Genomic DNA, 17,747 nt, shown 5'->3' with positions numbered 1-17,747 from the left:
GGACGGGTGCCATAGGGTTGGGTGGCTCATAGTCCGCCGTACCCCAGGAGACACCGCATGGCACCCGGCCTTCCCCCCGCCATGGACCGACCGCACTTCATCGGCATCGGCGGCGCCGGGATGTCGGGGATCGCGAAGATCCTGGCGCAGCGCGGGGCGAAGGTGGCGGGCAGCGACGCCAAGGACTCCGAGACCGCGGCGGCGCTGCGGGCGCTGGGCGTGACCGTGCACATCGGGCACGCGGCCGGGCACCTCGCCGACGACGCGAGCTGTGTCATCGTGTCGTCGGCGATCCGCAAGGACAACCCGGAGCTGGCCCGCGCGGCCGAGCTGGGCATCCCGGTCGTGCACCGGTCCGACGCCCTCGCCGCGCTGATGGCCGGCCTGCGTCCCATCGCCGTCGCCGGTACGCACGGCAAGACCACCACCACCTCCATGCTGGCGGTCTCCCTGTCCGAACTCGGCCTCGACCCCTCGTACGCGATCGGCGGCGACCTGGACGCGCCCGGCTCCAACGCGCTGCACGGCGAGGGCGAGATCTTCGTCGCCGAGGCGGACGAGTCGGACCGCAGCTTCCACAAGTACGCGCCCGAGGTCGCGATCGTCCTCAACGTCGAACTCGACCACCACGCCAACTACGCCTCCATGGACGAGATCTACGAGTCCTTCGAGACGTTCGCCGGACGGATCGTGCCCGGCGGCACGCTGGTGATCAACGCCGATCACGAGGGCGCGCGGGAACTGACCCGGCGGCTGGCCGGTTCGCTGCGGACCGTGACGTACGGCGACGCGCAGGACGCCGACGTCCGCGTGCTGGCGGTGCGGGCGCAGGGCCTCAAGAGCGAGGTCACCGTCCTGCTCGGCGGCGAGGAGTTCACCTTCGCGGTCTCCGTCCCCGGCCGGCACTACGCGCACAACGCCGTGGCCGCCCTCGCCGCCGGCGTCGCGCTGGGCGTCCCGGCCGCCGAGCTGGCGCCCGCGCTGGCCGCGTACACCGGTGTGAAGCGGCGGCTGCAGCTGAAGGGCGAGGCGGCCGGGGTCCAGGTGATCGACTCCTACGCCCACCACCCGACGGAGATGACGGCCGACCTGGAGGCCATGCGCGCGGCGGCCGGTGACTCCCGCATCCTGGTCGTCTTCCAGCCCCACCTGTTCTCGCGGACGCAGGAGCTCGGCAAGGAGATGGGGCAGGCGCTCGCGCTGGCGGACGCCTCCGTCGTCCTCGACATCTACCCGGCCCGCGAGGACCCGATCCCCGGGGTGACGAGCGAGCTGATCATCGAGGCCGCGCGGGCCGCGGGCGCGGACGTGACGGCCGTCCACGACAAGGCGGAGGTGCCGGCGACGGTGGCGGGAATGGCGAAGGCCGGTGATCTCGTTCTCACCATGGGCGCGGGCGACGTCACCGACCTCGGCCCGCGCATTCTGGACCGTCTCGCAAAGTAAGGGGCTGAGCTTCATGTCGTACGACGTCGAAAAGCCGGACGAGCAGTGGCGTGCGGAGCTGACCCCGGCCGAGTACGCGGTCCTGCGGCAGGCCGCCACGGAGCCGGCGTTCACCGGTGAGTACACCGACGCCAAGACCAAGGGCGTCTACTCCTGCCGGGCCTGCGGCGCCGAACTGTTCACCTCCACCACCAAGTTCGAGTCCCACTGCGGCTGGCCGTCCTTCTACGACCCCAAGGACTCCGACGCCGTGGAGCTCATCGAGGACCGCTCGCACGGGATGGTGCGGACCGAGGTGCGCTGCGCCCGGTGCGGATCGCACCTCGGGCACGTCTTCGAGGGTGAGGGGTATCCGACGCCCACGGACCAGCGGTACTGCATCAACTCCATCTCGCTGCGGCTGACGCCGGACGAGAGCTGAGCTGACGGCCGGCGGCGGGGTGCCCTCCCCGCCGCCGGTTCACAGCACCTTCCGCTGCACCAGCACCGACAGCAGCAGCGCGCCCGGCAGCAGGGGCAGCCAGACCGTCAGGACCCGGTAGCCGACCACGGCCGTCGCGGCCAGCTCCACGGGGGCGCCGTAGGCGCCGGCGAGGGTGAACACCAGGGCCGCGTCGACCGGGCCGATACCGCCGGGCGCCGGGACGGAACCGACCGCGGTGCTGGCGGCCAGGAACCCGAAGGTGACCTGCGCCCAGGTCAGCGGCAGGCCCAGCGCGGCACCCACACAGAAGATCACCGTCGCCTGCAGCACGGGCGCCGCCGCCGCGCCGCCCCAGAGGGCGAGGACGCGGGCCGGACGGGAGTGCAGCACGCGTACGTCCGTCAGCGCCGCCCGGGCGCACTCCAGGACCGGGCGGCGCAGCGGCGGCACGGTCGTCGCCAGCACCACGGTCGTCACCAGGCCGAGGAGCGCCCCGGACACGATCAGGGTCGACGTGCGGCCGTCCGGGAGAAGGTCGCCGAGCGGCAGCAGCCCGGGCGAGGCCAGCAGGAAGGCGAGCAGCACCAGCGTCTTGGCGACCGGCCGCACCAGCGAGTACAGGGCCAGCGAGGCCGTGGCCCGGGCCAGGGGGATGCCCCGGCCGCGCAGGAAGCGCAGGGTGACGGCGTGGGCGCCGAGGCTCGCCGGCAGCACGTGGTTGGCGGCGCCGGCCGCGAACTGCGAGGCGATCAGCAGCCCCGTCGGCAGCCGCTCGGGCAGCGCCCCCTGCCGCACGCACGCGGCGGACAGCCAGGTCAGGCAGGTGAAGAACAGCGCGGCCAGCATCCACCCCGGGTCGGCGGAGCCGAGCCGCACGGTGCCGTCGCGCAGTGTCCGCCAGTCGACCGCCGCCCAGACACCGAGCAGGAGCAGCGGGAGCAGTACGAGGACCTGGCGGAGCCGGGGGCGGGGGGAGGGGAGAACCCCGGTGAGGGGCGCGGGGGAGGCGGCGGCCGGGACGAGAGTGGGCGTGGGGAGCGGTCCGCGGGGTTCGTCGAGCGGCGGTGGGGACACGGCGCACGCCGTCCTTTCACATCGGGCCCGGACCGCGGTGCGGCACGGGGCGTGCGGGAGGCGGAGGGGACGGCGGAACCGTTCCCGCACGGTGTGACGGCACGGTGTCCGGAAGCCGAAGCGGCGCGGGCGAATCGACGACGTCACAGACATGGCGGACATGGCGGACACGGAGGACACTGTCCCGAGGACCGCACGTCCTGTGAATCAATCATCCAATTAAGGGTTGACTTCTGGATGATTGAGTCAGAAGAATCCTAGAGGTGAGCTCCGCGCACATCTACGAGACCCGGCCCCCGTCTCCCGTCTCCTCCGAGCTGGACGAGGCGGTCCACCGCTGCCTCGTCGCCGGATTCGAGGGCACCACGACCTTCCCCGACACCCTCAAGCGGCTCATCGACCGCGGGCTCGGCGGAGTCATCCTGTTCACCCGCAACATCCGTGACGCGGAGCAGGTCCGCGAGCTGACCGACGCGCTGCGGGCGATCCGGCCCGACCTGCTGGTCGCGATCGACAACGAGGGCGGCGGCATCGGCCACCTGGTCACCGCGGGCGCCCCCGAGCTCCCCGGCTCCTACGCCCTCGGCGTCGTCGACGACCCCAACCTCACCGCCCGCTGCGCGGACGCCCTCGCCGGTCACCTCGCCACCCTCGGCATCACCGCCTCCTACGCCCCCGTCGCCGACCTCCAGCACCATGCGCGCAACCCCATCGTGCGCACCCGCTCCTTCGGCGCCGACCCCGAGCTCGCCGCCCGCCACCTGCGGGCCTGGATCGCCGCCACCGAGGCCCGGTCCATCGCCTCCTGCGCCAAGCACTTCCCCGGCCACGGCGGCACCGAGACCGACAGCCACCACGACATGGCCGTAGACCCGCGGCCGTACGGCGAACTGCTCACCGACCTCGAACCGTTCCGCGCGGCCGTCGCCGCCGGGGTGCCGATGCTGATGAGCGCCCACGTCGTCTACCCGGCGCTCGACACCAACCGCCCCGCCACCCTCAGCCGCCGCATCCTGGGCGACATCCTCCGCCTCGACCTCGGTTTCGAAGGCGTCCTGGTCAGCGACGCCCTGGAGATGAAGGCGATCGCCGACCGCTACGGCGAGGCGGCCGGCGCCCGGATCGCGCTCGCCGCGGGCGCGGACCAGGTCGTCGTGGCCGTACCGGACCTGGAGGTCTCGCTCGGCTGCCGTGACGAGGTGCTGGACGCGTTGCGCTCCGGCCGGCTGGCCGAGGAGCGGATCCTGGAGGCGGCCGGCCGGGTACGGCGGCTCGCGGAACGGTACGCGAAGCCGGTCGCGGGACCGGTCGCGGCGTGGGACGCCGGGGCCGGGGCGGAGGCGGCCCGCCGCGCGGTACGCGCCCGGGGTGGTCTGCCGTCCCCGGTGCCCGGCGCCCATCTCGTCGACCTCTTCCCGCCGCCGCACCCCGCCCTCAACTGGGGCGGCGAGGACCTGCTGAGCGAGCTGCGGCTGGTCGACCCGGCGGCGGGCGGCACCGCGGTGAGCGGTGAGCCGGCCGACCCCGCCGCCCTCGCCGACGGCATCCTGCGCATCTCGGCCAGGGCACCGCTGGTCGTGGCCACCTGCGACGCCGGGCTCCACCCCTGGCAGAGCCGGCTGCGCGACGCCCTGCTGGCCCGGCGCCCGGACGCGGTACGCGTGGACACCGGGCTGCCGGAGGGCGGCGATCTGTGCTCCTACGGGCGGGGACGGGTCAACCTGCGGGCCGTGGCCGAGGTGCTGGCGGGCGTCTGAGGGTGCCCGTCAGGGCAGCCGTACGGTCCTCTCGATACCCCGCGCCGCCAAGTGGCGCGTGTCCTCCGCCCGTTCGGCGAGCACCACCGCCGGGCGCCCGCCCTCCTCGCGCAGTCGCATCCACGCTTCGAAGTACGCGCCGCCCGGCCCGGAGACGGAGCGGGTGGCGGGCGTGCAGTCCAGCACCAGTGCGGTGGTCCGGGGCCGGGGGGCCGTGGACCGGGCCCGCAGTTCGGCGACCGTCCGCGCGAGCGCCTCCGCGATGGGCTTCGGGCGGCCCGCGGAGTCGAACAGCCCCAGCGTGTACTCCAGTTCCGGGTAGTCGGCCAGGGACCGGTCCACGTCGTGCGAGCACCACCACGTCACGCCCCAGAGGTCCGCGCACTCGGCCGCGTCGAGGAGGGTGGCGCGGGCGAGGTGCGGGGCGTCGGCCGCCGGGATGTGTGGTTCCGGGGCGCCGGTCTCCTGGACCCAGACCGGACGGGCGGGGTCGTCGGCGTACGCCTTGGCCAGCTCCGTGCCGTACTCGACGAGGTGCAGCACCTCGAAGGAGCGGGGGCCGTAGCGGCGGGCGCAGTTGGCCGAGAACACCCACGGGTGGACGGTCGTCACGTCGCCCTTGCGGGCCGAGGCCTCGGGGGTGAAGGGGTGGTCGTCGCCGTACCAGGCCGCGTCGTACGCGGAGTGGGTGACCAACCGGCCCGGAGGCAGGGCCTCGCGGGCCGCCGCCAGCAGGGTGTCGAGGTAGTGGTCCACCTCCACGGGCGTCACCGGGTTGTGCTCGACCAGGTTGTTGAGCTCGTTGCCGAGCTGGAGGCCGATGAGGTTCGGGCGGTCGGCCAGGGCCTGGCCGAGGGTGCGCAGCAGCCGTGCCTGGGCCTCGATCGCCTCGGGGTCGGTGAAGACGTTGCGGTGGTGCCAGCTGCGGGTCCACTCCGGGTAGAAGTCGAAGCTCGACAGATGGCCCTGCACGCCGTCGACCATGACGTCGAGGCCGGCCTCGGCCGCCAGGTCCACCAGGCGCAGGAGCTGGTCGACGGCGGCCGTGCGGATGAGGGTGCGGTTGGGCTGGAGCAGCGGCCAGAGGTGGAAGACCCGGACGTGGTCGAGGCCGAGTCCGGCTATCTGGGCGAGGTCCTCGCGGGCGTGGTCCGGGTCGAAGTCGTGCCAGGAGTGGAACCAGCCGCGGCGGGGCGTGTAGTTGACGCCGAAGCGGAGTGCGGGGATGGGATCCTCCTCGGGCCGGGTCCCGGAACGGGGCGTGTCCCTCATGGGACGGGTCTTGTCGTTGCTGAATGTATCAACCACCATGGTCGGTAATGAATAGCGATTTGAACCAAGCGATCGGTGGATCGGGGTCGGGCTTGGGCTCGGATTCCGCGCCGGTGCCGGACTCGGCCCGGATGCCGAGCGCGGGACGGGAGCCGGCGCTGGTGGTCGGGCTCGACGCCGGTGGCACCCGCACCCGCGCCGTGCTGGCCGACGCCGCCGACGGCAGCCTCCTCGGCGAGGGCGCCGGCGGTCCGGGCAACGCCCTGACCGTCCCGCTGCCCCGGCTCACCGAGCACCTCGCCCAGGCCGTCGGCCGCGCGGTGCCGGAGTCCGCGCGGGGCGCCGTCTTGGCCGTGGCCGGAGGCTTCGCGGGCGCCACGGGAGCCGACGAGGACGACCCCGGGCGCCGCAACGCCCTGACCGCCCTCACGGCCGCCCTGCGCCGGCTGGACATCCTCACCGAACGGCTCACCGTCACCAGCGACATCGAGGCCGCCTTCGCCTCCGCGCCCGGCGCCCCGGCCGACGGCCTGGCCCTGGTCGCCGGCACGGGCGCGGTCGCGATGCGCATCACCGACCGCCGCCGCGCGTTCACGGTCGACGGCGACGGCTGGCTCCTCGGCGACGACGGCAGCGGCTTCTGGATCGGCCGCGAGGCGGTACGGGCCGCGCTGCGGATGGCCGACGGGCGAGGCGCGGCGACCCGGCTGGCGGGAGCGGTGGGACAGGCGCTGGGGCTGCCGGCGCGGGTGCTGCCGGGGTCCGGTTCCACCGCTCCCCGCGGCGCCGACGTCGACGGTTCGTCCGCCTGTTCCGGGGCGGACGAGCCGTCGTACGGCGACGGGAGGCGGGCTGGGGCGGACGAGCCGTCGTACGGCGGCTGGACGCGGGCCGGGCGGGAGGCCTACCGCGGGCATCTGCTGCCCGTCGTCATGGCCGAGCCGCCGACCCGGCTGGCCCGCCTCGCCCCGCTGGTGGCCGAGGCGGCCGGGGAGGGGGACGCCGTCGCGCGGGCGATCCTCGATCGAGCCGTCGATCAACTCACCGATGCCGTGCGGGCCTTGGCGCCGCGGGCGGGGGAGCGGGTCGTCGCGACCGGTGGCCTGCTGGGCCCCGGCGGACCGCTCACCGCTCCCCTCACCGCCCGCCTGGTCGCCCTCGGCCTCACCCTCGACCTGGTCGCCGACGGCTGCCCGGGGGCCGTGGCCCTCGCCCGTCTCTCCGTCTGACCGCACCCCGAAAGGACCGGCCGCATGCCGACTGCCCAGCCCGCGGCCGCCCGCGCGCCCGAAGACCGCCCCCGCTACCGCGACCCGGCCGCCCCCCTCGACGCCCGCGTCCGGGACCTGTTGTCCCGCATGACGCTCCGGGAGAAGGTCGGCCAGCTCAACCAGCGGATGTACGGCTGGAACGCCTACCGGCGCACCCCGGACGGCGGCTTCGAACTCACCGAGGCCCTGCACGCCGAGACCGACCGCTTCGAGGGGCTCGGCGCCCTCTACGGCCTGATGCGCGCCGACGCCTGGTCCGGGGTCGGCCACGGCGACGGACCGGACGCCCACGACGGAGCGGCGCTCGCGGAACTGGTGCAGCGGCACGTCGTCGGCCGCAGCCGGCTCGGCATACCCGCCCTGTTCGTCGAAGAGGTGCCGCACGGGCACATGGCCCTGGACGGCACGGTCCTCCCGGTCAACCTCGCCGTCGGCGCCTCCTGGGACCCCGGTCTGTACGAGCGCGCCGCCGCCCATGCCGCGGCCGAACTGCGCGCCCGCGGCGGCCACGTGGCGCTCGTCTCGGCGCTCGACGTCGTCCGCGACCCCCGCTGGGGCCGTACCGAGGAGTGCTTCGGCGAGGACCCCCACCTCGCCGCCCGGCTCACCGAGGCGCTCGTGCGCGGCATGCAGGGCGAGCCCGCGGAGCGCTTCGCCGCCGACCGGGCCCCCGTCGTCCTCAAGCACTTCGCCGGCCAGGGCGCCACCGTCGGCGGCCGCAACTCCGCCGAGTCCGAACTCGGCCCGCGCGAGCTGCGCGAGATCCACCTGCCCGCCGCCCGGGCCGGCGTCCGTGCCGGAGCCGCCGCCGTCATGGCCGCGTACAACGAGGTCGACGGGCTGCCCTGTTCCGCGAACCGCGCCCTGCTCACCGAACTGCTGCGGGAGAGCTGGGGCTTCGAGGGCCTGGTGATGGCCGACGGCCTGGCCGTGGACCGGCTCGCCCGCATCACCGGCGACAAGGTCTCCGCGGGCGCCCTCGCCCTCGGCGCCGGTGTCGACCTGAGCCTGTGGGACGAGGCGTTCACCCACCTGGAGGAAGCCGTCGGCAGGGGGCTCGTCGACGAGTCCGCCGTCGACGCCGCCGTGGCCCGCGTCCTGCGCCTGAAGTTCCGCCTCGGCCTCTTCGAACAGCCCTACGCGGCCTGCGAAACGCCCCCGCCCGAGCGGGGCCGCGCGCTCAGCACCGAGCTCGCCAGAGCGTCCGTGACCCTGCTGCGCGACGACCGACGGATACTCCCCGTCCGCACGGCGGGCGTCTCCCGTATCGCCGTCGTCGGACCCCAGTCCGCCACGTCCGCCCACCAGTCGGGCGACTACACCGCCCCGCAGCGCCCCGGCACGGGCGCGAGCGTCCTCGACGGGCTGCGCGGGCTGGTCCCGCCCGGCGTGGAGATCCGGCACGCCCGCGGCTGCGCGCTCACCGGCGGCGACCTCTCCGGCGTGCCCGAGGCGGTCGCCGCCGCGGCCGCCTCCGACCTCGCCGTGGTCGTCCTCGGCGGCAGCAGCGCACGCACTCCGGACACCGGCTTCGACGCCAACGGGGCGGCCCGCACGGTGGTGTCCGAGATGACCTGCGGCGAGGGCGTCGACCTCGCCGGACTGCGGCTGGGCAGGGCGCAGTACGCTCTGCTGGACGCCGTCGTCGCGACGGGCACGCCGACGGCCGTCGTCCTGATCCAGGGGCGCCCGCACGTCCTGCCCGACACCGGGGACGCGGCCGTGCTCACCGCCTGGTATCCGGGACCCTGGGGCGGCGAGGCGATCGCCGAGGTGCTGCTCGGACACGCCGAACCGGCCGGACGGCTCCCCGTGTCGATCCCGCGCTCGGCGGCCCAGCTCCCCGTCCACTACAACCACAAGGACACCGAGTACGGCGGCTACGTCGACGAGAGCGCCGAGCCGCAGCACGCCTTCGGGCACGGGCTGTCGTACACGGCCTTCGACTACGGGCCGCCCCGCCCGGACGGCCGCACCGTCACCGTCGACGTCACCAACTCCGGTACCCGGTACGGGCGTACGGTCGTCCAGGTCTATCTGCGGCGCCTGATCACGGCCAGCTGGCCGCGCACCCTCGAACTGTGCGCGTTCGAGGGTGTCGGCCTGGCACCGGGCGAGCGGCGCACGGTCGCCCTGCCCCTCGAACTGGAAGGGGTGGGCGGCACCGTGGAGATCCGGGTCGCCGACTCCTCCCGCGCCGCGCTCGCCGCCGAACCGCTGGTCCTGGACCTCAGAGCTTGACAGCCCCCGAGGAGACGCCCCGGTAGAACCACCGCTGCGTGATCACGAACAGCACCAGCACCGGGACGACCGAGATGACCGACCCGGCCATGACCACCCGCTGGTCGTAGCCGAACGACGAGCTCTGCAGCCGGGACAGGCCCAGCGTCAGCGTCATGTGGTCCTCGGAGCGCAGCACGATCAGCGGCCACAGGAAGTCGTCCCAGGCGCTGATGAAGGTGTTGATGACGACCACCATGATCGCGCCCCACGCGGACGGCAGATACAGGTACCGGAAGCGCTGCCACTCGTTCGCGCCGTCCAGCATCGCCGAGTCCTCGATCTCGCGCGGGACGGCCAGGAAGGCGCCGCGCATGAGCAGGACGTTGATGGCGCCGACGAAACCGGGCAGCCAGACGCCGACGAGGTTGTCGACCAGGCCCAGGTCGCGGATGCTCAGGAACAGCGAGACCATGATCGACTCGAAGGGGAACATCATGGAGGCGACCAGCACCACCCAGACCGCCTTCCGGCCCTTCCAGCCGGGCTTGGAGAGCATGTAGCCGGCCGTGGTGGAGAACACCAGCTGGCTGGTGATCGACAGGGCGACCACGATCACGCTGTTGCGGATGTAGGTGGCCACCGGGACCTGGTCGAAGACCTGCCGGTAGGCCCGGAGCGTGGGGTGGTGCGGCAGCAGCGAGGCGTTCGCACCGAAGACGTCCTCGCCGGTGCCCTTGAGCGAGGCCAGGAACTGCCACAGCAGCGGACCGACGGTGAGGCCCAGCACGAGGAGCAACAGCAGGTAGCGGACGAGGAGTTCGCGGGGGCGGCCGTGGTCCCGCCAGCGCGGCAGCAGCCGCCTCGGCCTGCCGACGGCGGTCGTCATGCCTCGTCCTCCTTCGTCAGGCGCTGCGCCAGCAGGGTCAGGCCGAGGGTCAGCAGGAACAGCGCGACGCTGACCGCGGAGCCGTAGCCGGCGTTGCCGGTGAGCGGGTCCAGGCCGACGTCCCGGATGTAGAAGGGCAGGGTGCGGTCGGCGCCGCCGGGGCCGCCGGTGGAGCTGCCCAGCATGTAGATCTCGGTGAACACGCGCAGGGAGCCGATGCCGGTGAGGGTGCCGACCAGCATCATCGCCTGGCGCACTCCCGGCATGGTGATGTGCCAGAAGCGGCGGACCGCGCCGGCGCCGTCCATGGAGGCCGCCTCGTGCAGTTCCCTGGGGACGTTCCCGAGCGCGGCCAGGTAGAAGACCATGTACCAGCCCAGGCCCTTCCACAGCGTCAGGCCCATCGCGGAGAACAGGATCAGCCAGGAGTCCGACAGGAACGGGATCGCCGATCTGATCAAGTGGGCCTGCTGCAGCCAGGTGTTGACCAGTCCGTCGTCGGCCAGCAGCCACTGCCAGCTCAGACCCACGACCACGCTGGAGGCGAGGACGGGGGTGTAGAAGGCGGAGCGGAAGAAGCCGATGCCGGGCAGGTTCTTCTCCACCAGCACGGCCAGCATCAGCGGCAGCAGCACCATCAGCGGGACGACGATCAGCGCGTACAGCAGGCTGTTGCGGGTCGCCAGCCAGAAGTCCGGGTCGTGCAGCATCCGGGTGTAGTTGTCCAGCCCGACGAAGCCCGCGGCGCCGCCGAGCGGCCTGGCGTTCGTGAACGACAGCAGAAGCGTGTTGAGGAACGGGAACACGCCGAAGACCACCGCGCACCCGATCGCGGGGGCCGTCCACAGCCACGGCAGCCACCAACGGCGGTACAGCGCGGCCCCGTTGGCGCCGGGAGCGGGGCCGGGCAGCACGGACCGGGCGATGCGCCGGGTGCGGGACGGGGCCACGCCCGGCGCCGAGGCGGCACGCCCCACGCCGGGCACGGACACCGGCTTCGCGGTCTCGGTCGCCACGATCAACCCGCCTGCTTCAGCAGCTCGTCGGCCTTGGCCTGGGCGTCCTTCACGGCCTGCGCGGGCGACTTCTTGCCCTGCATCGCCAACTGCACCTGCGCCACTATCGCGTTCTGCACGGCCGGGGAGAGGTTGGTCTGGTTGGTGTCGGCCGTCTTGAGCTGGTCGGCGACGAGCTTGCGGGCCTGCGAGAAGGGGTCGTCGCCGGTGACGTTCTGGAAGAACGGGTCGTCCAGGGAGGCGGTCGTCGTCGGGAAGATGACGACGTCCGGGTCCTTGCACCAGGCCGTCTGGTTCTCGGCGTCGGTGAGGTACTCCGCGAAGGACAGCGCCACCGGCGCGTGCTTGCTGGTGGCGGCGACCGAGATGTACTGCGGGGCACCGGCGGAGGCGCGGCCGAGCGCGTCGTAGGGCTGCTGGCCCACGCCTGTCCTCGCGTAGACCGACGGGCTGTTCTGCTTCACGAACCGCACGAAGCTCGGGTTCGTCGAACCGTAGGCGACCTTGCCCTGGCTGTAGAGCGTGGACGGGTCGTTGCTGGAGGACAGCGAGTCCTTCGGCATCGCGCCCTCCTTGTACAGCTTCGCCATCCACGCCACCCACTGCACGGTCCGCGGATCGTTCGCGAACACCGCGGACTTGCCGTCTGCGGAGAGCGTCTTGATGTTCATCTGGTCGAAGTCGGCCGGGATGCGCCAGATCGGGTTGGCCATCGTCGCGAAGTACTTGCCCTTGGCCGCCTTGGCGATCTTCTCGTAGTCGGCGAACAGTCCGAAGAGCGTCGTCGGCGGCTCGGCCGGATCGACGCCGGCCTTGGTCAGCAGGTCCTTGTTGTACGTCAGCAGGACACCGCCCGTGTACCAGGGGAGTGTGGTGTGGATCGCCTTGCCGGAGGCGTTCTCGAAGGTGGCGGACTTCCAGAACGACGGGACGAACGGCTTGGCGACGTCGGGGTCCTTCGCGCCCAGGTCGAGCAGATAGCCCGCCTTGGTGAGGGCGGTCGCGGTCGGGGCGTTGACGTTGACGACGTCCGGCAACGTGCAGGCCTGGGCGTCGGCGACCGTGCGCTGGGTGAACGTGTTGTCGCCGGGGTCGTCGATCCACTTGACCTCGGCGCCGGGGTGCGCCTTCTCGAAGGACTTGATCACCCCGTTGAAGAAGGCCCCGAAGTCCTTCTTCAAGTTCGTCGTCTGGAAGGTGATCCGGCCCTTGACCTCGCCCGTCAGTTTCCCGGAGCCGACGTTGGCCTTGTCGACCTTGCAGCCTCCGGCGGTCGCGTCGCCGCCGGAGGAGCCGCCGGAGAGGCCGCAACCGGCCGAGGTCAGCGTCAGGGCGATGATTCCCGCCACGGATGCGGTCAGTCTTCCAGCGCGCATGTCCACCCTCCTGGGACCAGCCGAACGGCTGGTTCAATCAACCAACTTCGACTCCGATTGATGAAAAGGTGGACCAGAATTCATCGGAGGTCAATGGGTTGCCGTGTTGCTTTTGGGTTCCGCCCTGCTCAGTGGCGGTGTTCGTGATCCGGATGGGACGGGTCGCCCGGGTGCTCGTGCCCGGCTGCGTACGTCACTTCCGCGCGCGCCTGGTCGAACCAGTCGAAGAAGGCCCTGCGGCCGGCGGCGCGCCGCAGCTCCCGCTCGATGCCCTCGCGGACCGCCGGATACGGCAGGAGGTCCGACGGGGCCGCCGCCCGCCCGTACGGGTCCACGCCGCGCCGCAGGGCGTCCGGAGTGAGATGGCGGTCCCGATTGCGGTCGTAGTACTCCCGTACGGCCGTCTCGGGGACCACCTCGCGTGACTCCAGCTCGGCCAGGAGGAGGCGGGCGGCGGGGGAGTGGGCGAGGGCGGCGGCGACGATGCTGCCGAGGTCGGCCACGTCCGTCTCGGCGACGGCGAGCAGGTTCGCCGGGGACACCTCGTCCGGGATCGTGAGTCCCCGTTCCTCGCAGGCGCGGCGGGCCAGTTCGTCGGCCACGACGACCTGGGTGGCCCAGCGGCGGCGTTGGCGTTCGGCGGAGGGGCTGAGGGGTTGCCGGGCGGGCGCGGCGCCCCGCAGGAAGGTGTCCACGCGTGCCGTGGTGACCGGCCTGCCCCGCACCACGGCCGCCTGTTCCGTCACGGGGTCACCTCCAGGGCGATCGCCTTCGTGTAGGCGACCCGGCCGTGCCAGGCGACCTTCGCCATCAGCCAGTACGAGCCCGGGGCGACCGCCCCGGCGTCCACGTCGACGAAGGCCGCCAGCTCGCCCCCGGCGGGCACCGTGAAGCCCTGGCAGGCCGGGCCGACCCCCGCCCACGTCCCCCACGAGGACACCGCCCACAGGGTGCCGTCGACCGGGCCGAGCGTGGTGTTGCGCAGGGACACCGGGACCCGGGCCCGCTCGCCCCGGCGGACGGTGATCCGCTCGGCCTCCAGCTCCGTCAGCAGCGTCGGGCCGACGGGCGCGCCCGGTACGTCGAGGCCCACCACGTCCTCGTACGTCTGCCCCTCGTAGGCGAGGCGCGCGGTCAGCCAGTGCCGGCCCGGTGCCGCGTCGGGCGGTGGGGTGACCGTGACCTCGGTGAGCGTGAAGCCGCCGGGCCCCAGCGCGTACGGCACCTGAGCGGGCTCGGCCCGCCAGCCGGGCGGCACACCGAGGTCGACCGTGCCGCAGACGGGGGCGTCGGTCAGTTCCGAGGCGATGCGGACCGTCGCGGTGACGGGGGCGCCGGACGCGGTGAGCGTGGCCGGCGAGACGTACACCGTCACCGGCATGTTGCCGCGCGGCGCCGGGCCCGAGTTGTGCAGCCAGTAGCGGGTGTGGACGGGCTGGGCGGGCTCGTGGGCGGCGACGCCGGGGGCGTACGGCGGTCCGCCGCTCTCGGGTGGCGTGGCCAGCAGCGTCGCCACCTCGAACCCGGACAGGCCGACGTCGAGTGCCCCCTGTCCGTCGGGGGCCAGCGACTCCCGGGGTGCCTCCAGCACGTCCGCGCGGGCGCCGCGCACCCACCCCTTGGGGCCGCGCACCCGGGCCCGCACCGGGCGCCCGTTCACCTCGTGCATCCGTACGACGACCCCGCGCCCCGGATCGGCGGGCGCCGCGCTGCCGCGGGCCAGCGGTGAGCCCGCGGGCTTGAGCGCGTCGAGCAGGACCTCGCCCGCGGGCTCGACGGTGAGCAGGGCCGACTCCCGCGGCAGCCGGGCGCCTTCCGCGTCGCCGCGCGGACGTGCGGTGAGCCGGTGGTTGAACTCGTGCCCGAGCCGCGGCAGTTGCTGCTCCCGCCAGTCGCCCGCGCTCGCGACCACCGCGTACTCGAAGGTGTGGGACCAGCGTTGGAGCTGGAAGCCCGAGCCGTCGGGGGCGGTGCGGCGCGGCGGGTCGACCCAGATGCCGGACGGCCAGCCGGTGCAGGACCGCATCAGGGACATGTAGAGGTCGCCGGAGGAGGTGACCACACAGCCGGGCGTGCCCCGGTTCAGAATGGCGAAGCCGCGCCCGTCCCAGGCGTCGCCGGGCGGCAGCGCCTCCCCGCCGCCCGCCGCGGTGGCCCGTACGACGGCGTCCTCCAGGTCGGCGATCAGCGCGTCGACGGCCTTCGCGTCGCCCGCGGCGTCGGCGCCGGCGACGACCAGCAGCGGCAGCCGCTCCAGGTCGCGCAGGTCGGCCCCGGGCACCCACTCCTCGCGCAGCCCGGCACGCGGCGCGACCCACACGGCCGCCACCCCGTCCTCGGCCAGCCGGCGCCGCAGTTCGCGTGCGGCGGCCGGATCCATGCCCAGCGCCTCGGCGACGACGGAGTTGCGGTCCGGGCCGCCGACGGCGATGCGGATGTCGGGGAGGTTGGAGTCGACCTCCAGGTCGCCGTAGCGCGGGCCGTCGGCGATGGTCGAGGTGGCCGTGACGCCGGTGCGGACGAGGGCGGCGGCCAGCGGGGTGCCCAGTTCGCCGGCCTCGTCCCAGGAGCCGTACACCAGCTCGGCGACCCCGATCGACCGGCAGCCGAGCAACTGCCCTTCCTGGTCGCGCAGTTCGACCCGGGCCGTGGAGCCAAGACCGAACCAGGTGTTGGCCGGGTTGTCGAGCGTCCACGGGAACCGCTCGCTGTCGACGTCCACGAACCCGAAGCCGCGGCCGATCACCGCGTCCGCCACCTCGTGCACGGGCAGGCCGCCCCGCACGTCGGAGGGCCAGCGGACCCGGATCAGACGGTCGGCGCCGTCGTAGCCGTCGATGGTGGTGGTCGCGTCGACGCGCGGGACGCCGGTCCACAGGGTGAGGCGTTGGGTGCAGCGGAAGAGGCCGAGGTCGGCGCGGACGGTGAGGCGGGAGCCCGCGGGGGAGTGCTCGACCTCGACGTCCGCGCGCACGTCCCGGCCGCGGGCGGCGGTGGTGCCGGTCGGGGTGAGGTGCCAGGGGCCCTCGCCGAAGCGCGGATGTCTCGGGTACTCCTCCTGGACGACCAGCTCGTTGCCGATGTCGCCGGGGCGCAGCAGCTCGCGGCCGCCCTCGGCGAGGGCGCGCAGGCTGCTGACGCCGCCGCCGCGGGCCGGGTCGACCGTCACCTCGTAGAACTCGTTGCGGATGGTCACGCCCTCGCCGGGGACCCACTCCGGGACCGACCCCTCCTCCAGGGCGAGCGTCCGGTAGCCCATGCCCGGCAACTCGGGTACGACGACGTGCAGTTGACCGTTCTCGCGGACGGCGGGCAGGCCGGCGGGCGCGAGTCCCGGGTCGTCGACCGTGAGCACGTCCCGCCGCTGCCAGGTCGAGGGGTTGAACACCACCAGGTCGGCGCCGTCGCCGGGCGCCACCCGGTCGGCGAGGGCCTGGGTCGCGTCGGCGTGCACGGTCTCGGCGAGGTCGTACAGTTCGCGCCAGCCGGTCATCAGGTCGATGTAGACCTGGTCCGACTCGGAGCCGGTGATGGCGTCGTGGTGGGCGCCGTAGATCAGCTGCCGCCAGGCCTTGTCCAGGGCCGCGTCCGGATACGGGTGTCCGGTGACGAGGGTGGCGAGCGTCGCCCAGGCCTCGGCGTCGGCGAGGAGCGTCTCGCCGTGCCGCTGGGCCTGCTTGGTGTCGATGTAGGAGACGTCCTTGCCGGTGTAGACCGGGTTCATGTCCCGCGTCTGCGGCGAGGCCCTGCGCCCCTCGGCGTCGAGCTGGGCGCGCACGGCGGCGAAGAAGTCCCTCGGGACACCGCTGACGAACCGGGGCCACACGTAACGGGCGTTCCAGTCCCGGTGGATGGCCATCACCCAGCGGCACGGGGGCGCGTAGTCGCCGCCGACCGGAAGCAGGACGTTGCGGGTGAGCGCGACCTTCTTCAGGCCCAGGAACAGCTTCAGCGCCGCCGCCTCCGCCTCGGGGAGCGTGGGCGCGTTGTCGATCGCCCAGCCGGCCCCGTAGTGGTTGACCATGTACGCCGTCAGCAGCCCGCGTCCCGACGGGGCGATCCAGCTGAACTCGGCCGGGAACTGCATCCGTCCGGGATCGCGCGGCTGCTCGCCGAAGACGGAGAGGGTCGGGCCCCACTGGTGGAACGGCCCGCGCGCCCACGAGCTGGAGCCTATGCCCGCGTCCGCCATCAGTCCCGGGAACTGCGGATCGTGCCCGAACGCGTCCAACTGCCAGGCCGTCTCCGGCGATCCGCCCATGATCCGGCGCTGGAAGCCGTCGCCGTACACCGCGTTGCGTACGGTCGCCTCGGCGCCGGTGAGGTTGGTGTTCGGCTCGTTGTAGGTGCCGCCCATGATCTCGACGCGGCCGGTGCGCATCAGCTCGCGCAGGAAGGCGCGCTCCTCGGGGAAGGAGTCCCAGTAGGGCTTGAGGTAGTCGACCTCCGCGAGCACGAAGGTGTACGCCGGGTCCCGCCGGGCCAGGTCGCAGTGGGCGCGCACCAGGCTCATCCCGGACTGGCCGCGCGAGTCGAAGGTACGGGCGGGCAGTCCCGTGCGCGCCGGGTCGTCGGCGACGTCCCAGGTCTCTGTGTAGGCGCCCTGGGTGTTCCACCACACGGGGTCGTAGTGGAAGTGGCTGACCATGAACATGGTCCAGCCGGGCTCCGCGGCCGTGAAGTCGAGCGGGCGCCGGGCCACCAGGTCCCCGTCGACGGCGGTGACCGTCACCTCGCGGCGGTCGCCCGGGGCCGGGCCGTCGACCGTCACGGGTATCTCGGCGCGTACGGTCCCGTCGTCGCCCGTGGTGGCCACCGCGTCCCCGGCGACGCCCGGGCCCTCGACGGTGAGCAGGACCGTCCGGCCCGGCGTGTGCTCGATGTCGACGGCCACGATCTGCAGCGGATGCTCGGCTGTTCCGGCGAAGAGCTCGGTCGACTCGGCAGAGGTGACGCGCATGGGTCTCCTACGAGGATGCTCGGCGGAGCCCCATCCTGGCAT

At 73.4% G+C, this 17,747-nt stretch carries 12 protein-coding genes; 5 read left to right on the top strand and 7 right to left on the bottom strand.

Features of this window, described 5'->3' with window-relative positions; translation table 11 throughout:
• The first annotated feature begins 57 nt into the window (after positions 1-57).
• Positions 58-1,446: a UDP-N-acetylmuramate--L-alanine ligase gene (gene murC, locus ACIGDI_RS28875; protein WP_399902495.1), complete on the top strand. Its 1,389-nt coding sequence runs from the start codon at positions 58-60 to the stop codon at positions 1,444-1,446.
• Between the two features lie 13 nt (positions 1,447-1,459).
• Positions 1,460-1,867 carry a peptide-methionine (R)-S-oxide reductase MsrB gene (gene msrB / locus ACIGDI_RS28870; RefSeq protein WP_058922403.1) on the top strand — a complete coding sequence of 136 codons (408 nt, stop codon included), beginning with the start codon at positions 1,460-1,462 and terminating at the stop codon, positions 1,865-1,867.
• Between the two features lie 39 nt (positions 1,868-1,906).
• Here the strand turns inward: msrB and ACIGDI_RS28865 are convergent, their stop codons facing one another.
• A complete protein-coding gene (locus tag ACIGDI_RS28865) occupies positions 1,907-2,944 on the bottom strand; it encodes a lysylphosphatidylglycerol synthase transmembrane domain-containing protein (protein ID WP_272176277.1) in 1,038 nt (345 codons plus the stop codon).
• A 263-nt stretch (positions 2,945-3,207) separates the two neighbouring features.
• On the opposite strand from ACIGDI_RS28865, the gene nagZ reads away from it, so the two are divergent.
• On the top strand, positions 3,208-4,701 hold the full coding sequence (gene nagZ, locus ACIGDI_RS28860) for a beta-N-acetylhexosaminidase (protein ID WP_399902490.1): 1,494 nt from the start codon (positions 3,208-3,210) through the stop codon (positions 4,699-4,701).
• A 9-nt stretch (positions 4,702-4,710) separates the two neighbouring features.
• On the opposite strand, the gene ACIGDI_RS28855 is transcribed toward nagZ, so the two are convergent.
• Positions 4,711-5,973: a glycosyl hydrolase gene (locus tag ACIGDI_RS28855; RefSeq protein ID WP_399902488.1), complete on the bottom strand. Its 1,263-nt coding sequence runs from the start codon at positions 5,971-5,973 to the stop codon at positions 4,711-4,713.
• A gap of 131 nt (positions 5,974-6,104) precedes the next feature.
• Between ACIGDI_RS28855 and ACIGDI_RS28850 the strand changes: the two genes are divergently transcribed.
• Positions 6,105-7,202 (top strand): N-acetylglucosamine kinase, encoded by a 1,098-nt coding sequence (locus tag ACIGDI_RS28850; protein ID WP_399903085.1) that lies wholly within the window; start codon positions 6,105-6,107, stop codon positions 7,200-7,202.
• A 24-nt stretch (positions 7,203-7,226) separates the two neighbouring features.
• Positions 7,227-9,485 (top strand): glycoside hydrolase family 3 N-terminal domain-containing protein, encoded by a 2,259-nt coding sequence (locus ACIGDI_RS28845; protein ID WP_399902485.1) that lies wholly within the window; start codon positions 7,227-7,229, stop codon positions 9,483-9,485.
• On the opposite strand, the gene ACIGDI_RS28840 is transcribed toward ACIGDI_RS28845, so the two are convergent.
• From ACIGDI_RS28840 to ACIGDI_RS28820, 5 genes are all read right to left on the bottom strand, one after another.
• Positions 9,475-10,353 (bottom strand): carbohydrate ABC transporter permease, encoded by an 879-nt coding sequence (locus tag ACIGDI_RS28840; RefSeq protein ID WP_399902482.1) that lies wholly within the window; start codon positions 10,351-10,353, stop codon positions 9,475-9,477. The genes ACIGDI_RS28845 and ACIGDI_RS28840 overlap by 11 nt on opposite strands.
• Positions 10,350-11,372, bottom strand: coding sequence for a carbohydrate ABC transporter permease (locus tag ACIGDI_RS28835; protein ID WP_399903082.1), 1,023 nt, complete (start codon positions 11,370-11,372; stop codon positions 10,350-10,352). Before ACIGDI_RS28835 ends, ACIGDI_RS28840 begins: the two co-directional genes overlap by 4 nt.
• The gene (locus ACIGDI_RS28830; RefSeq protein WP_399902479.1) at positions 11,372-12,745 is read right to left on the bottom strand and encodes an extracellular solute-binding protein; all 1,374 of its coding nucleotides are present in this window, start codon (positions 12,743-12,745) and stop codon (positions 11,372-11,374) included. The genes ACIGDI_RS28835 and ACIGDI_RS28830 overlap by 1 nt, the downstream gene beginning before the upstream one ends.
• Before the next feature lie 128 nt (positions 12,746-12,873).
• Positions 12,874-13,491 carry a peptidyl-prolyl cis-trans isomerase gene (locus ACIGDI_RS28825; RefSeq protein ID WP_399902476.1) on the bottom strand — a complete coding sequence of 206 codons (618 nt, stop codon included), beginning with the start codon at positions 13,489-13,491 and terminating at the stop codon, positions 12,874-12,876.
• A complete protein-coding gene (locus ACIGDI_RS28820) occupies positions 13,488-17,705 on the bottom strand; it encodes an NEW3 domain-containing protein (protein ID WP_399902473.1) in 4,218 nt (1,405 codons plus the stop codon). Before ACIGDI_RS28820 ends, ACIGDI_RS28825 begins: the two co-directional genes overlap by 4 nt.
• Positions 17,706-17,747 lie beyond the last annotated feature (42 nt).

The organism is Streptomyces sp. NPDC085900 (assembly GCF_044540925.1).
Taxonomy (GTDB): Bacteria; Actinomycetota; Actinomycetes; order Streptomycetales; family Streptomycetaceae; genus Streptomyces; species Streptomyces gilvifuscus.
This window is presented reverse-complemented; position numbering and strand designations above follow the sequence as displayed.

Bases quoted from the DNA above. Each gene is read 5' to 3' on its own strand.
- msrB (WP_058922403.1), top strand. From the start codon at position 1,460: ATGTCGTACGACGTCGAAAAGCCGGACGAGCAGTGGCGTGCGGAGCTG.
- ACIGDI_RS28855 (WP_399902488.1), bottom strand. From the start codon at position 5,973: ATGAGGGACACGCCCCGTTCCGGGACCCGGCCCGAGGAGGATCCCATC.
- ACIGDI_RS28830 (WP_399902479.1), bottom strand. From the start codon at position 12,745: ATGCGCGCTGGAAGACTGACCGCATCCGTGGCGGGAATCATCGCCCTG.
- ACIGDI_RS28845 (WP_399902485.1), top strand. From the start codon at position 7,227: ATGCCGACTGCCCAGCCCGCGGCCGCCCGCGCGCCCGAAGACCGCCCC.
- ACIGDI_RS28840 (WP_399902482.1), bottom strand. From the start codon at position 10,353: ATGACGACCGCCGTCGGCAGGCCGAGGCGGCTGCTGCCGCGCTGGCGG.
- murC (WP_399902495.1), top strand. From the start codon at position 58: ATGGCACCCGGCCTTCCCCCCGCCATGGACCGACCGCACTTCATCGGC.
- ACIGDI_RS28850 (WP_399903085.1), top strand. From the start codon at position 6,105: ATGCCGAGCGCGGGACGGGAGCCGGCGCTGGTGGTCGGGCTCGACGCC.
- ACIGDI_RS28820 (WP_399902473.1), bottom strand. From the start codon at position 17,705: ATGCGCGTCACCTCTGCCGAGTCGACCGAGCTCTTCGCCGGAACAGCC.